The organism is Pseudomonas sp. ASL9, from assembly GCF_056680335.1.
Map to the genome: position 1 here is coordinate 979,119 of NZ_CM155277.1, position 15,440 is coordinate 994,558.

The following is a 15,440-nucleotide window of genomic DNA, read 5'->3' on the forward strand; positions in this document are numbered from 1 at the left end:
TGTGGTTCCCGATTACAGAGGTGCAGCTCGCGCCGCACGTGATCTGACTTCAATCGATACTCAGGGCAACGTGATCCACACGGCCTTGGTTTCCAGCAGGAATTCGAGCTGTTCAGCCCCCAGATCCTTGCCGAATCCAGAGTGTTTGTAGCCACCAAACGGCATCGAAGGGTCGATGGTGCTGTGAGCGTTGACGTAGACCGTGCCTGCACGTAAGCGTGGAATCAGGCTGTGTACGCGGCCAAGGTCGTTGGAGTAGAGGGCGGCGGCCAGCCCATAGGGCGAGTCGTTGGCCAAGGCCAGGGCCTCTTCCTCATCGTCGAAGGGCGCGGTGACCAGCACCGGACCAAAAATTTCCTCCTGAACGATCCGCATGTCACTGCGGCAATGGGCGAAGATGGTGGGCTCGACGAAGTAGCCGGGGCCCGCGACAGGCTGGCCGCCGTAAACCAGCTCGGCACCTTCGCGTTTACCAATGTCGATGTACTCCGTCACTCGCGCCTTCTGCAACGCCGACACCAGTGGGCTGATAAAGCAGTCGGGATCAAGTCCCGGGGCCATCTTCAACGTCCGGGTGTAGGCGATCAGTTCACGCAGGAATTCGTCGTAAATGCTCCGATGGATGTAGGCGCGGGTGCCGGCGTCGCAGACCTGGCCGGAGTTGAAGAACACCCCATTGGCGATCGCTTTGGCGGCAGCCGGTACGTCAGCATCGGCGAGCACGATAACCGGGGATTTTCCTCCGAGTTCGAGGGTTAGTCGCTTCATTTCATCCAGCGCGGCCCGCCCGACAGTGCGGCCGACCGGCGTCGAACCGGTGAAGGTCAGCTTGTCGATGCCGGGGTGTGTCGCCATCGCCGCACCGACCACGCTGCCGCGCCCGGTTACGATGTTGATTACGCCGGCGGGGATGCCCGCTTCCTCTACCAACTCGGCAAAACGCAAGGCCGACAGCGAGGTCAGTTCGGCCGGTTTGACCACCACGGTACAACCGGTTGCCAAGGCGGCGCCGAGTTTCCAGGCCATGGTTTGCAGCGGAAAGTTCCACGGCACGATGGCACCCACCACGCCCACGGGTTCTTTACGGGTGTAGGCCAGATAGTTGCCCGGCAGGGACGGCTCAACGGTGCGCCCGTGGATCTTCGTCGCCCAACCGGCGAAATAGCGCAGGGTGTCGACCGTGCCCTGGATATCGACATCCCGCGCCTGGGCGGCTGACTTGCCGACGTCGATGGATTCGATTTCAGCCAGTTCGGCGGCGTTGATTTCAATCAGGTCGGCTAAGCGATGCATCATCCGTTCGCGCTCGAGGGGCTTGGCCTGGCGCCAGGTACCACCGTCAAACTGTGCGCGGGCCGCCTGCACCGCCCGATCCAGATCGTCGGCAGTGCCCATAGGAATACGGGTAATCAGACCCTCGGTCGACGGCTCGATAACATCGGAAGTCTGTCCATCACTGGCCTCGACCCAGGCGCCGCCGATGAACATCTTCTGGGCCTTGCCAAGGAAGGTTTGGGTGGCTTCAGAGACGCCGAATTTCTGTAGGTAATGCTTAACGATCGTGTCCATTATTGTTCTCTCTGGCTGACGGTCGCGGTCACGTCGGGCCACTGTGGTTCGATGATCGACCCGAGCGCGCACTGATGAGCCCGGGGATGATTCTTCAGTTACATGGCGCGTGCTTTAGCCCGCTCGTGGTAGATAAAGCCGATGCTGTTCAGCAGCAATTGAGCGGCAAGAATCGAGGTCACCCCGGCGGGGTCATAGACGGGCGCAACCTCGACCAGATCCATGCCGATGATGTTGCCTTTACTGCGCTTGGCCAGCGCCTGAATGATTTCCAGCACTTCGTAATACAAGAAGCCGCCATGACTGGGCGTGCCCGTACCGGGGGCGATGGACGGGTCGAAGCCGTCGATGTCGATCGTGATGTAGTAGTTGAGCCCTTGCGGGATCAGCTCCATCACGCCCTCGGTGCCGAGACGACGAACATCGCGCACCGAAAGGATTTTCGAACCGGCGGCGTGGGCAGCTTCATAGTCATCGCGATTGGACGACGACACATTGCGAATGCCCATCTGGGTCATGCCGACGATGTGGTCCATTTCCGATGCGCGGCGCAACGGGTTGCCGTGGCCGTAGCGAACGCCATGCCGTTCATCGACAAAATCCAGGTGTGCATCGAAGTGCACGATATGGATCGGTCCACGGCCCTCGAACGCCTTGATCACCGGGGCGTGAACCGAGTGGTCGCCGCCGAGAACAACGGGCATCGCGCCGGCATCGAGAATCTTGCGCACCGCGTATTCGATGTTGTCGTTGCTGGCGTTCATGTCGGTATGGACGATATCGGCATCGCCCACATCCACCATGCTCACGTCATCCGCCGTCAGGTAGAGCACGTCATCTTCATGGTCGTAGGCACCGGCATGACCGAAGGAGAACAAGGTCGATGCCTCACGAATGCCGCGTGGACCAAAGCGAGCACCCGAACGCCACTGAGTCCCCATGTCGTTAGGCGCACCTAGGATGGCCACGTCTGCATCCAGCGCATCCCAATCGGTGCAGACCGGGGACTTGGCAAAGGTGCAGTGGCCTACGAATGGCAGGTTCAAGCGACCGGATTCATAACCGTGTTTAGACATGGTGCTGCATCTCCGTTTTTATTTTTGAAGAGGTTGTCTTAGCGAGGGCGAAGCTGGTAAGTAATCGCTGTTGGAGTGACTATGAGCGCGGGATTTCATAAAAAAAATGCTAAACATCCGATACTCACATCGGCATTTCCGATGCATAGACAGGCAGGAGATGCCGCGCTGTCGTGCAGCAAACTGGGTCCTGTACAGGCTGTGTGAAAACCCTCGCCAAAAAATGAACTGCGCGCTCTCACGTGAATTCTGAAAAAGCTCGTCTGGTATACAGACCTAGAATTCACGTAGGGGCGCGATTTTTAGTACGTTTTTTAGCCAGCCACTCGGTCTCCGAGGTTTTCACACAGCCTGTGTAGGAGCTGCGTTTAGCTGAAAATATAACGACATTTATGCTTTATTTTTCAATAAGTTATCTGTTGTTTGATAGGAGGTCGGGGTGAACCAGCTACACGATGTGGACCTGAAACTGCTCAGGGTCTTCGCCGCCATCGTCAAATGTGGAGGCTTTTCAGCCGCGCAGGCGGCCTTGAATGTCGGCCAGTCGACCATCAGCGAACAGATGACTCATCTGGAAACCCGGCTTGGCGTGAAGCTCTGCCAGCGTGGCCGCAGCGGCTTTCGTCTGACCGAACAAGGCGTGGCTATTTTCGAGTCCACCCAGCGCCTGTTATCGGCCGTCGATAATTTTTGCCTGGATGCCGATGTGCTCAAGCAACACATCACCGGCATGCTCAATCTGGGCATCATCGACTCGACCATCACTGACCCTGACTCGCCACTGCCCAGAACCACTCAGCGCTTCGTTTCCAGAGGGCACGACGTCCACCTCAACGTGTACGTCGGCGCCCCTGCCGAGCTGGAGGAACGGGTGCTCGACGGCCGCTTGCACCTGGCCATCGGGCACTTTCCCAACCCTGTTCCCGGCCTCGAATATTTACCGCTTTACCACGAGGCCCTCGGGGTTTACTGCGGTCGGCGCCATCCGCTGTTTGGCTGCAAAGCCGAAAGTGCGGAGCTGCTTGAGGAGATCGGCGCAAGCCGTATCGTCGCCCGGGGTTACATGCAGCAATACGACCTTGAGCACCTGGGCGTCAGCAAGGCGGCGGCCACCGTGGACAACATCGAGGCGCTGGCCATTCTCATCATCTCCGGGGCCTATCTCGGCTTTCTGCCCATCCATTTCGCCGCCCAGTGGGTCAAAACCGGCGAAATGCAGCAACTGGGGCCGGTGAGCATGCGCCTGATGTCGCCGTTCGATCTGATCACTCGGCGCGGCGTGGCCCCACCGCCGATTCTGCGGGTCTTCCTCGAAGACCTGGCGGCCACTGCACGCAACGAAGCCCATGCCTGAGCATCGGTGGCTCCCGGTTCTGGCAGCCAGGTTTTAATACCCTGGCTCCGCCTCCCGGTGACAACCCCCTCGCCACACTCGAACAAGGCCCGGCATACTCGGTCACATCAATGATCCCGTTTGCACTCTCTTCAGGCCCACTATGCGCATCCACGTCACGTTCATCGACCGCGTCGGCATCACCCAGGAAGTACTCGCCCTGCTCGGCGGGCGCAGCCTCAATCTGGATGCGGTCGAGATGGTGCCGCCGAACGTGTATATCGACGCGCCGACCCTCGGCGCCGATGTCCTGGAAGAACTGCGCGACGCCTTTCTGCGGGTGCAAGGGGTGCAATCCGTAACGGTGGTCGACATCCTCCCCGGCCAGCGTCGACGCCTGCAACTGGACGCCTTGCTGGCGGCCATGGCCGACCCGGTATTGGCGGTGGATGGCCGCGGTCACGTGCTGCTGGCGAACCCTGCATTGATCGCCCTGTGCGGCCGCGAACCCACCGGCGAGCCATTGACGGCGCTGTTCGACGATCAAACCCTGCAACGCACATTGATCGATCACGGTTATCGCCTGCCGATGCGTGAAGTGACCCTCAACGGCCAGACCTTACTGCTCGATGCGATGCCGATCAGCGAAGCGAGCGACCCGAGCAGTCAGCCGCTGGCGGGCGGCCTGCTGACGTTGTACTTGCCAAACCGTATCGGCGAACGTCTGGCTGCGCTGCATCACGACCACGCCGAAGGCTTCGATGCGTTACTCGGCGACTCGCTGCCGGTGCAAGCCCTGAAGACCCGCGCCCAGCGTGTTGCCGCGCTCGACGCACCGCTGCTGATCCAGGGCGAAACCGGCACCGGTAAAGAATTGGTGGCGCGTGCCTGCCACGCGATCAGTACACGGCGTGACGCGCCGTTCCTCGCCCTGAACTGCGCGGCACTCCCGGAGAGCCTGGCCGAGAGTGAGCTATTCGGCTATGCCCCTGGCGCCTTCACCGGCGCCCAGCGCGGCGGCAAACTGGGTCTGCTCGAGCTGGCCAACCACGGCACGGTGTTCCTCGACGAAATCGGTGAAATGTCACCCTACCTGCAAGCCAAACTGCTGCGCTTTTTGAGCGATGGCTGCTTTCGCCGGGTCGGCGGTGATCGCGAAGTAAAGGTCAACGTGCGCATCCTCAGTGCCACCCACCGCAATCTGGACAACATGGTCAGCGAAGGCAGTTTTCGTGAGGACCTGTTCTACCGGCTGAATGTGCTCAATCTGGAAGTGCCACCGCTGCGCGAACGCGGCCACGACATCCTGTTGTTGGCCCGGCACTTCCTGGAGCAAGCCTGTACCCAGATTCAACGTCCCACCTGTCGGCTGGCTCCCGGCACATACCCCGCGCTGCTCAGCAACCGCTGGCCAGGCAATGTGCGCCAATTGCAGAACATCATTTTCCGCGCTGCGGCGATGTGCGAAAGCCCGCTGGTGGGTATCGACGACCTGGACATCGCCAGTACGGCGGTAGCGTGGCAACAGGATGGCGAAGTCAGCAGCCTGGAAGAAGCAGTCGAAGGTTTCGAAAAAAACCTGCTGCAACAGCTCTACGACAGTCACCCCTCCTGCCGACTGTTGGCCGCACGGCTACACACCTCCCACAGCGCCATCGCCCACCGGTTGCGCAAGTACGGCATTCCCGGCAAAGGCTGAGCCGTTGACCGATCCCGCACACGCTGTAGCGAAATCGCGACAGCGTATGGAATTCAATACAGTCCCGCGTCGTACGCCCCCTTCGCCGCCCTGCCCCCGCTACGCTCTCGTTGACCCATAAAACCGTATTGAATTCGCTACACACGTAGGCGAACGACGTGTTTAAAAAACACATAACCTATTGATTTAAAACAACTAACTATAACTGGCACCTGACTTGCTAAAGAACCCTCTCAGTAACGCTCGCTGCTTGCACGAGCCTGAACATTGTCATCCGCCACCCGCAGCGGATGAGTCTGACCACTGAGGAGTTCACATGAGCGAATTGCGTTTTACTGCCGACCACGAATGGCTGCGTTTGGACAGCGATGGTCTGGTGACGGTCGGCATCACCGATTACGCCCAGTCGGCGCTGGGTGACGTGGTGTTTGTGCAACTGCCTGAATTACGCACCTACAGCGCTGGCGAAGAAGTGGCCGTGCTGGAATCGGTGAAAGCCGCCAGCAACATCAGCATGCCGGTGGATGGCGAAGTGGTCGATGTGAACGCGGCACTGCAAGACACACCCGAGCAGGTCAACGAAGACGCTTTTGGCGGCGGCTGGTTCTTCCGTTTGCGTCCTAGCGACCCGGGCGTAATGGCCAATCTGCTCGACGAAGCTGCTTACCAGCGTCTGACCAAAGACAGCGCCGAAGCCTGAGCGACAGGCTCCCCAATGCCCTTGCTTCCGTCATGAACGGCGGCGGTATCCAACAAAAACACAGAGGATTGCGCCATGTTCAGCAAGCACGACCAAATCAAAGGCTACGACGACACACTGTTGGCAGCAATGAACGCCGAGGAAGCCCGGCAAGAGCATCACATCGAGCTGATCGCGTCGGAAAACTACACCAGCAAGCGCGTGATGGAAGCCCAGGGCAGCGGGCTGACCAACAAGTACGCTGAAGGTTATCCAGGCAAGCGCTACTACGGTGGTTGCGAGCACGTCGACGTGGTCGAACAGTTAGCCATCGATCGTGCCAAACAGCTGTTCGGTGCCGACTACGCCAACGTTCAGCCGCACTCCGGCAGCCAGGCCAACGCGGCGGTCTATCTGGCCTTGCTGCAAGCCGGCGACACCGTGTTGGGCATGAGCCTGGCGCACGGCGGCCACCTGACTCACGGCGCCAAAGTCAGTTTTTCCGGCAAGCTGTATAACGCCGTGCAATACGGTATCGACACCGCCACCGGCCTGATCGATTACGACGAAGTCGAACGTCTGGCCGTCGAGCACAAACCCAAAATGATCATCGCGGGTTTCTCTGCCTACTCCAAGACCCTGGACTTCCCACGCTTCCGTGAAATTGCCGACAAAGTGGGCGCTTATCTGTTTGTTGATATGGCCCATGTCGCAGGGCTGGTCGCCGCAGGACTGTACCCGAACCCGCTGCCGTACGCTGACGTCGTGACCACCACGACCCACAAAACCCTGCGCGGTCCACGGGGTGGTTTGATTCTGGCCAAGGCCAATCCGGATCTGGAGAAAAAGCTCCAGTCGGCGGTATTCCCCGGCGGCCAAGGTGGCCCGTTGATGCACGTGATCGCTGCCAAGGCCGTGTGTTTCAAGGAAGCGCTGGAGGCGGGCTTCAAGGTCTATCAGCAACAAGTGATCCGCAACGCCCAGGCGATGGCCAAGGTCTTTATCGAGCGTGGCTACGACGTGGTCTCCGACGGTACCGACAATCACCTGTTCCTGGTCAGCCTGATCCGCCAGGGCCTGACCGGCAAAGAAGCCGATGCTGCCCTGGGGCGTGCCGGTATCACCGTGAACAAGAACGCAGTCCCCAACGACCCGCAATCGCCGTTCGTGACCTCTGGCCTGCGGATCGGCACGCCGGCGATCACCACCCGAGGTTTCAAGGAAGCTCAGAGTATCGAGCTTACCGGCTGGATCTGCGACATCCTCGATCACCTCGGCGATGCCGATGTCGAGGCGCACGTCGCCAGGCAAGCGGCGGCGTTGTGCGCTGATTTCCCTGTCTACCGCGACTGATCCGCCAGTAAGAAAAGTACTCGCTGTCATGCAGCGCGTGGGTGAGCATGACATCGACATGCTCACCCACGCAGGCCTACTGGTGCGCTCGTCGTACCCTGACGACGGCTTATTACTGAGCGTCTTTTAAATAGTCCTTGAGTGCAGTCAACGGGGCATCAAGCGCCTCCATCGTCTCAGCGCCATTAAAGTCAGCTGACAGCTTATGAAGCTCCCGCCCTAGCGGTGTATCGACGCCTAAAGCGTTCAACGCCAGCCCCAGGCACTCATCGATTTTAAGCTGGATAGCATGGACATCACCCCTACGCACCAGCAAGCCGAACACGTCCTTCTGATAATCACTCATTACCGTGTCTTTACGCAAAATCGGACTGGCGCCTTCCTTCTCATAAGCCAGCTTGAGGGAGAACAGGGCAACCGTTTCCAGTGGCGACTCCATAACGTGAATCCTTGTAATGTCTTGCCGGACCTAGACCGGTTTTGGCAGGCAGTCTACAGCGTGCGCAGATACCTAGACGGATTCCGCTGCAGTGTAATGCACTGCCCATGGCCATTGTGTCTAGCCGACGAATATCAGACACCCTGGCAAAATTGCAGTGGATTCGAACCAGAACAGAGCATTGCGGCTCGGTAATTCCCGCGACTGGTGCGTTGATCGTCTTTTCCGTCGTCTCCGTAAATATCAGGATCAAGCCTGAAGAAAAAATAAGTAAGCCTGTTGCTCTTCTTGTCTGGTTGTTACTACCCGCGCGTTCCGCGCCAAGCCCATCGCTCATCGAGGGCAATCGAATGGAACTGCCCTTTTCGCTGCGCGGGCGACACGCTTGCTTGCCGCCGACGGCAACGGCTGGCAAGCAATTTGCTTGTTCTCATCACACTTGAGCCATCAACGGCGATGGCTTCACACACATTACGGGCAACGGCGTCCGCTCCCTTCCGCATTGCGGAAGGTGAGCGTGCGCCGTTTTTGCGTTCATCCGGGCATAAAAGGAAATCCTCATGTCTGCTCAAGGAATACTCCCCCCGGGTCATGCCACCGCAGCGCTGCACAGGGATGCCGGCAAGCCCAACCCTGTAGGCAGCTCACTTGGCAAAGCATTATTCAAACCAGGCATGGCCCTATTGGAACGCAGCGGGATCGGCCTCTGGTTTCCGCTAGGACTGGCCCTCGTCGCCTGTGCTCTCGCGCTAGCCGAACAGCCCGCCAGCGCACTACCCCTCATCCCTTGCGTTCTCTACCTAGGCTGTGCCTGGCAATTGCGCGAGCGCGATGAACGCCGGCTACAGACATTCTGGAACACCGAACTGGCACGCCTACTGCGCAGTTCACGGGATGCCGACCCCGCGATGCTGCTGGTGACCACAAGCACTTCACTGCGCAAAAGCGAACGCATGCGCAGCGAAGTACAGTTCGCCAGCCGCGCCTTGGAGCAGATGGCCCAGCAGGCCAGCGACCAAGGTGAGGAACAGAGCCAACGAATCGCCATGATCGCTGCTGCCAGCGAGCAGATCGACCAGACCCTGCACAGCATCGACGCCTTGGCCCAGGATGCGCTGACGGCCTTTGCCGACGCTCATGCCCGAAGCGACGCAGGTTGCCTGGAGGCGCGTGCCGTGGGCGGCAGCATGCTCGCCATCCAGCACAGCCTGGGCAATACCGCGCAGGCCGTGGAAGCGTTGCTGCTGCGCACCGCAGCCGTCGAAAAAACGGTGAATAGCATCCAGGCGCTGGCCAAGCAGACCCAGTTGCTGGCACTCAATGCATCCATCGAGGCCGCCCGGGCGGGTGAGCACGGGCGTGGTTTCGCCGTGGTCGCAGATGAAGTCCGCAGCCTGGCCCAAGCCACCGACCAGGCGACCCACGAAATCACAAAGGCCGCGACGGCGATCGCCATGGCAGTGCGCCAAGTGGATGGCGAGGTCAAAGAACACCGCCATCTGCTGGAAGCCGGCAACCAGCAGAGCGAGTTCCTCGCTACCAACCTCGACGACCTGGCCCACCGGAGCCAGACCAATCTGCAACAACTCGGCGCCATGCAACACGCGCTCAGCGAGCACCAACAAGCCAACCATGCTCTCAGCGAACAACTGCAGCAGGTCAATGAGGCCGTGCAGGTGCAGAGCACACAGACTCATGCATTGCACGATCTAACCCGCTATCTCAACCAGCTCACCGTCGGAAGCCGCACATGAACCCACAATTCGCCGCGCCATTCGATGATGGGCAATCGCCACGAATGCAGCCGCCGCAGAGCGGCCCGGCACTACGACGAGCACTGTTGCAGGGCCTCGACTTGCTGCAAGGTTTGCAGCAGCATCGCGGTCTTGGCGGACAGACCACCAGCGACGCACGACAGCGCTGCCAAGCGCTGGGCGCCTCACTGGACCACCGCTGGAAGGAGTGGCCGTATGCGGCACAGCGGCAGAACTGGCAAACATTACGCCGCGAATCTGCGGATTTCGATGGTCATTGCCGTTTGCTGCAAGACCTGCTGGGCACAATCCAGCACCTTGAGCTGCATCGTTGCGCAATCAATCTGCAGCCCCCAAGCATCGCCGAGCGCTGTTGGGAGCTGGAAGACCTGGGACGGCTGCGCGGTCTGTCGTAAGCGCGCCATAAAGCACACATTCCAAGCCGTCGGCTAATGCCTGACGCTGTGCTCCCGATCTCTCTCTGGAGCCAGCACCGTCATGATGCGACCCGACGCCAAAGTTGAAAAAGTGTATCTCTACCCCAAGCCGGTGGACTTTCGAAAGTCAATCGACGGCCTGGCCGCTCTGGTCGAACTGGATATCAAAGTCGCAGTGTTCGACCCTGTACTCTTCGTCTTCCTGAATCGCCCCCGTAATCGAGTGAAAATACTCTACTGGGAGCGCAACGGTTTTTGCCTCTGGCTTAAGCGCCTGGAGTCCGAACGTTTCAAAACATCGCCCGACATCACTGACGAGGCCATCGTGCTGACCGTTCAAGAACTGAACTGGTTGCTGGATGGTTTTGACCTCTGGCGCAACCGCCCACATCAAGTTTTAACCCCTCGATTCGTCGCCTGATCGGATATAATCCGGGCATGAATTTGATGCCTGATAACCTTCCTGATGATCCGGTTCTGCTCAAGCAAATGCTTGTGCAGATGCTCGGTGAGCGTCAAGTAGACAAGGGCCAGATCGTCGATCTGAAAGAGCAGATCAAGTTGTTGCGCGACCGATTATTCGGTCGCAAGTCCGAGCAAACAGTCGATCCGCAGACGCCGCAACTCGCGCTCTTTAATGAGCCCGAAAGCATCGTGATTCCGGTCAGTGAAGAGTCTGACGAAGAAGTCGTTGCCCCCACCAAACGTCGTGGCAAACGCAAACCACTGCCTGCCGACCTGCCGCGCATTGAAGTCATCCACGAGCTGCCCGAACACGAACTGACCTGTGCCTGCGGTTGCCGCAAACACACCATCGGTGAAGAAACCAGCGAACAGCTGGAGATCGTGCCGATGCAGATCCGCGTCATCAAACACATCCGCAAAATTTACGGGTGCCGTGGCTGTGAAACCGCCCCGGTCACCGCTGACAAACCGGCGCAGTTGATTGAAAAGAGCATGGCCAGCCCCAGTGTCCTCGCGATGCTGCTGACCACCAAGTATGTCGACGGACTGCCGCTGCATCGCTTCGAAACAGTACTCAGCCGCCACGGCGTGGATATCCCGCGCCAGACATTGGCGCGCTGGGTTATCCAGTGCGGCGAACACTTGCAGCCTCTGCTGAATTTAATGCGGGACCGATTGCTGGAAAGCCCCGTCGTCCACTGCGATGAAACTCGGGTGCAAGTCCTGAAAGAGCCGGGTCGAGACCCGACCAGCCAATCCTGGATGTGGGTGCAGGCCAGCGGGCCGCCGGATCGAAAAGTAGTGCTGTTTGACTACACGACCAGCCGTGCGCAGGAGGTGCCGCTGCGCCTGCTTGAAGGTTATCGGGGTTACCTGATGACCGACGATTACGCCGGCTATAACGCCTTGGGTGTGCAACCGGGCGTTACGCGACTGGCTTGCCTGGCGCACGTTCGACGCAAGTTCGTCGAAGCGCAAAAAGTGCAACCCAAGGGCAAAACTGGCCGTGCCGATATAGCCCTGACGATGATTAACAAGCTGTACGGTATCGAGCGTGAACTGAAAGACGTAAGCGATGAACAACGTTTTGTCGGTCGGCAGGAAAAGAGTTTGCCGGTCTTGGCGCAACTGAAAAGCTGGCTAGAGAAAACACATCCGCAGATTACGCCGCAGAGCGTGCTCGGCCGAGCCGTCAGTTACCTGGCCAGCAACTGGAGCAAGCTTGAGCGCTACACAGAGGCTGGCTTTTTACCCATCGACAACAACGTCGCCGAAAGAGCAGTAAAGCCGTTTGTGATAGGTCGCAAGGCATGGCTGTTCAGCGACACACCCAAGGGCGCCACCGCCAGTGCCCAGATCTACAGCCTGGTCGAAACTGCCAAAGCCAACGGCCAGGAGCCCTATACGTGGCTGCGCCACGTACTTGAACGCCTGCCACAAGCCTCGTCGGTAGAAGACTTCGAAGCCTTGCTGCCTTGGAACTGCTCGCCAGAGATGCCAAGGTAAACGTAAACCCCATCTAACGGTACGTGGGGTTTATGGGTCGCTTACGGTCTGTCGGTGCGCGCAGCCGCCCATCGGAGCTGCCCATTGGAAATGCTTATCCAGTTGCAGTACCTGCACGAGCGCTTACTCAGACATGCCCCCCGCTCGCTGCGCGATGCGCTTGAGCGGCTGCAACGCTGCCTCATCGGCACCGCCACAGTGTCCATCACCCCTGCGGAGTGCTACGCCCTGCTCACCCCATTGCTCGACGAACGACTCGACGCCATTCGCCGGGACCTGGACTAAGGCGTAGCGTTTGCTTGTAGTGAAATCCGGGCGACGCACTCTCTGGCTCGCCCAATACAACCCCGTCGTTCTAGGCGATCTGCAAAGCCCTCAGGATTGGCAGTGACGTACTTTCGAAGTCGTTGGCGTAAGCCGTTAATTCGAAAAGATTCTCTTCAGCAGTTTCCAACGTTCTTCCATTTTTATTGACCCCCTGCCCTTTTGAGGCCATCACCTGCCACGCTGATTCTGCCCATTCAACAGGTTTACTCTTGCCGTTTTTAAGTGCAAGCAGGAATAACTGATGAAAAGCCTCCACCGCCACCCCACCCCCTGTCACCGGACTAGCAAGGTACTTTACTTGCCCTCCGCGCTTGGTCATGTTCATCAGGTAAAGGTTGATACTTTCTGAGTGGTTACGGACTTTTTCGATAACTGAATCATCTTGCACGGTTGATAAGAAATTATGAGCGCTTAGGCATATAACAGCTTCTACCAATTGAGAAAAATCTATACCTTTAGGTTTGAGAGCCTCCTCCAACTGCCCCAGCGTTTTAGGTCGATGGTCAGCCAATAACTCGACAACAAAATGCACATTAATCAGACCCTGAGCAGTCGTATACCCAGCCGGTATTTTTTTATAGGAAGTAGTCAGAATAAAACTTAATGATCTCAAGGCATTTTTTTGCGTAATTTCGTCTATTTTTCTTGGCCCTTTGACCCAATAGTCTTGCCTGAATTGCTGATCAACCATGAAGTCAAAGAGAGACTGGTGGAGCACAGGGTCTGAAATCGTTTTCAAAAACGACTGTTGTTCAGCTGTCAATTTCGCCGATTCGATATTATCTAAATAACGTGCTGAGCATGCATAGTGCAACTTCGCAGGCGCAAGCCACTTCGCAAAGGTATCGAAGTGCATAGGATGCCAATCAGAGTTAAAAAACTCATGCGCAACGTACTGAAGGGGCTGCTCCTTCATTTTCTTTATGCGATCAACCACTTGAGGATTTTTTAATGCATAAGCAGGATTGGTGGCGAGAAATTGAGTGGCGAACTCAAGCGCCTCACGAATCCGAGTTTCAATGCCTTGCCCCGGGGCGCTCATGACATCCAGGTATTGGCTTAGCAACTGGCGCATGGGCGTAAATGAAGACCACCCTGGCTGAGTGTTATAACTTATATAAACGACGCCGCCAACCTTGAGCTTTCGACGAATAAAATCAACTATCACATCGCGATTTTTATCGGATATCCAGCTCCAAATACCATGCAGCCCTATGAAGTCAAAATCAGGCAGATCCGTTCGACTGGCAAACTCTGCGAAGGCATCATCGTAGAATCTCGCCCCGCTTCCCGACGTCGCAGCCAATTCTTGGGCAAAACCAGCCTGCGTGGGATTAAAGTCAGTACCACACCACTCAGTGACAGAGGCCGCCGCATGTAAATTAGCAGTGACCCCCTGTCCAAAGCCAAGCTCACAGGCAGTCCCAATAAACGGCACCGCCAATCCGACATTTAAAAAAGCCAAGGAAATCCGCTGGGGGTTTAGCTCGTTGCAATACCCAAACACATAATCAACCTCACTCACATACCCCTCAGCCCAGTTCCCCATTCCATCCCCCTATCGCATGATCAAATTCTTCGTAAACTATCATAGTTATCATGGGCGGCCGCAAAAGCTGAGTGCAACCCAGCCGAAGAGCTGAAAACCTTCAAGGGAATGGGCCGCCCCCCTAGGGAAGGTCTGAAGTAACGCCTCTTTTTTCCAGCAAATCGGGCGTCAGGTGCCCAAAAAGAAAGCACCTCGCTGAAGTTTTGAAAATGTCGACTTTTTCAATGAATAAGCCGGGTTTTGGCACTTTTTATCCTTAATTTCCTTATTGCGGACGCACCTGTCCTACAGGGTCCATCAAATGTCGGCGCGCCATCCACAGGTTCGACAATGCAAACAGTGTCACCAACTGCGCTGTGTTTTTTACCAGTCCGCGAAACCGCACCTTGGTGTAACCAAATTGACGCTTGATGACTCGAAACGGGTGCTCGACCTTGGCCCGGGTTTGCGATTTGGCGTATTCAATCTTGCGCAACGCGCGGCCAATGATGCTTTTTTCCCCATGCTTGCGTCGGCTGCTGGGTCTGGCCGAGATCGACCAGATCATCTCGCGACCCTCGTGCTCAGCCCGCTTTTCCACGCCGGTGTAGCCCGCGTCGCCACAGACATGGGTCTCTTCGCGATGCAGCAACTGATCGACCTGGGTAACGTCCGCGACATTGGCAGCGGTGCCCACCACGCTGTGCGTCAGGCCCGTATCAGCGTCCACTCCGATGTGCGCTTTCATCCCGAAAAAATACTGATTTCCTTTCTTGGTCTGATGCATTTCCGGGTCGCGTTTACCCTCTTTATTCTTGGTCGACGTCGGCGCATGAATGATCGTGGCGTCAACAATAGCGCCCTGACGAAGCATCAAACCTCGGTCCCCCAGATAGCCATTAATGACCTCTAGGATGCCCCCGGCAAGATGGTTTTTCTCCAGCAGGCGGCGGAAGTTGAGAATCGTGGTTTCGTCGGGAATGCGTTCCAGATTCAACCCCGCGAACTGGCGCAGAATCGTGGTTTCATAAAGCGACTCTTCCATTGCTGGATCGCTATAGCCGAACCAGTTCTGCATCAGGTGCACACGCAACATGGCCATCAACGGATACGCCGGGCGGCCCCCTTCGCCTTTTGGATAATGCGGCTCGATCAAAGCGATCAACCCCTTCCATGGCACAACCTTGTCCATCTCGCTCAAGAAAATCTCACGGCGGGTTCGCTTACGTTTACCTGCGTACTCAGCATCGGCGAAGGAAATCTGCTTCATGGGGG

14 protein-coding genes are annotated in these 15,440 nt (G+C 57.7%); 9 read left to right on the forward strand and 5 right to left on the reverse strand.

All coding sequences use genetic code 11. The features are described from left to right. Nucleotides 1-60: 60 nt before the first annotated feature. A complete protein-coding gene (locus AC1ME2_RS04590; protein WP_480439602.1) occupies nt 61-1,569 on the reverse strand; it encodes an aldehyde dehydrogenase family protein in 1,509 nt (502 codons plus the stop codon). Between the two features lie 98 nt (nt 1,570-1,667). Then, nucleotides 1,668-2,645 carry an agmatinase gene (gene speB, locus AC1ME2_RS04595; RefSeq protein ID WP_480439604.1) on the reverse strand — a complete coding sequence of 326 codons (978 nt, stop codon included), beginning with the start codon at nt 2,643-2,645 and terminating at the stop codon, nt 1,668-1,670. A gap of 439 nt (nt 2,646-3,084) precedes the next feature. Here speB and AC1ME2_RS04600 point away from each other — a divergent pair, with 439 nt between their 5' ends. The 4 genes from AC1ME2_RS04600 (at nt 3,085) to glyA (ending at nt 7,709) form a co-directional block, all read left to right on the forward strand. Beyond that, nucleotides 3,085-3,999, forward strand: a complete 915-nt coding sequence (locus tag AC1ME2_RS04600) for a LysR family transcriptional regulator (RefSeq protein ID WP_480439605.1) — start codon at nt 3,085-3,087, stop codon at nt 3,997-3,999. A gap of 142 nt (nt 4,000-4,141) precedes the next feature. Beyond that, complete coding sequence (locus tag AC1ME2_RS04605; protein ID WP_480439607.1) at nt 4,142-5,677, forward strand: sigma-54-dependent transcriptional regulator; 1,536 nt, start codon at nt 4,142-4,144, stop codon at nt 5,675-5,677. Nucleotides 5,678-5,993: 316 nt separating this feature from the next. Then, nucleotides 5,994-6,377, forward strand: a complete 384-nt coding sequence (gene gcvH / locus AC1ME2_RS04610) for a glycine cleavage system protein GcvH (protein WP_480439608.1) — start codon at nt 5,994-5,996, stop codon at nt 6,375-6,377. A gap of 75 nt (nt 6,378-6,452) precedes the next feature. Beyond that, nucleotides 6,453-7,709 carry a serine hydroxymethyltransferase gene (gene glyA / locus AC1ME2_RS04615; protein ID WP_480439609.1) on the forward strand — a complete coding sequence of 419 codons (1,257 nt, stop codon included), beginning with the start codon at nt 6,453-6,455 and terminating at the stop codon, nt 7,707-7,709. Between the two features lie 112 nt (nt 7,710-7,821). Here the strand turns inward: glyA and AC1ME2_RS04620 are convergent, their stop codons facing one another. Beyond that, on the reverse strand, nt 7,822-8,148 hold the full coding sequence (locus AC1ME2_RS04620) for a hypothetical protein (RefSeq protein WP_480439610.1): 327 nt from the start codon (nt 8,146-8,148) through the stop codon (nt 7,822-7,824). 1,046 nt (nt 8,149-9,194) lie between these two features. On the opposite strand from AC1ME2_RS04620, the gene AC1ME2_RS04625 reads away from it, so the two are divergent. The 5 genes from AC1ME2_RS04625 to AC1ME2_RS04645 all read left to right on the forward strand — a co-directional run bounded on the left by AC1ME2_RS04625 (nt 9,195) and on the right by AC1ME2_RS04645 (nt 12,595). After that, on the forward strand, nt 9,195-9,902 hold the full coding sequence (locus AC1ME2_RS04625; RefSeq protein WP_480442000.1) for a methyl-accepting chemotaxis protein: 708 nt from the start codon (nt 9,195-9,197) through the stop codon (nt 9,900-9,902). After that, a complete protein-coding gene (locus AC1ME2_RS04630) occupies nt 9,899-10,318 on the forward strand; it encodes a hypothetical protein (RefSeq protein WP_480439612.1) in 420 nt (139 codons plus the stop codon). Before AC1ME2_RS04625 ends, AC1ME2_RS04630 begins: the two co-directional genes overlap by 4 nt. 82 nt (nt 10,319-10,400) lie before the next feature. Continuing rightward, nucleotides 10,401-10,760, forward strand: a complete 360-nt coding sequence (gene tnpB / locus AC1ME2_RS04635; protein ID WP_323569419.1) for an IS66 family insertion sequence element accessory protein TnpB — start codon at nt 10,401-10,403, stop codon at nt 10,758-10,760. Between the two features lie 17 nt (nt 10,761-10,777). Further along, nucleotides 10,778-12,310, forward strand: a complete 1,533-nt coding sequence (gene tnpC / locus AC1ME2_RS04640) for an IS66 family transposase (protein WP_480437053.1) — start codon at nt 10,778-10,780, stop codon at nt 12,308-12,310. A gap of 84 nt (nt 12,311-12,394) precedes the next feature. Beyond that, nucleotides 12,395-12,595, forward strand: a complete 201-nt coding sequence (locus tag AC1ME2_RS04645) for a hypothetical protein (RefSeq protein WP_480439613.1) — start codon at nt 12,395-12,397, stop codon at nt 12,593-12,595. Between the two features lie 70 nt (nt 12,596-12,665). On the opposite strand, the gene AC1ME2_RS04650 is transcribed toward AC1ME2_RS04645, so the two are convergent. Continuing rightward, nucleotides 12,666-14,162 carry a class I SAM-dependent methyltransferase gene (locus AC1ME2_RS04650; protein ID WP_480439614.1) on the reverse strand — a complete coding sequence of 499 codons (1,497 nt, stop codon included), beginning with the start codon at nt 14,160-14,162 and terminating at the stop codon, nt 12,666-12,668. Nucleotides 14,163-14,451: 289 nt separating this feature from the next. Continuing rightward, on the reverse strand, nt 14,452-15,435 hold the full coding sequence (locus tag AC1ME2_RS04655) for an IS5 family transposase (RefSeq protein WP_480439615.1): 984 nt from the start codon (nt 15,433-15,435) through the stop codon (nt 14,452-14,454). Nucleotides 15,436-15,440 lie beyond the last annotated feature (5 nt).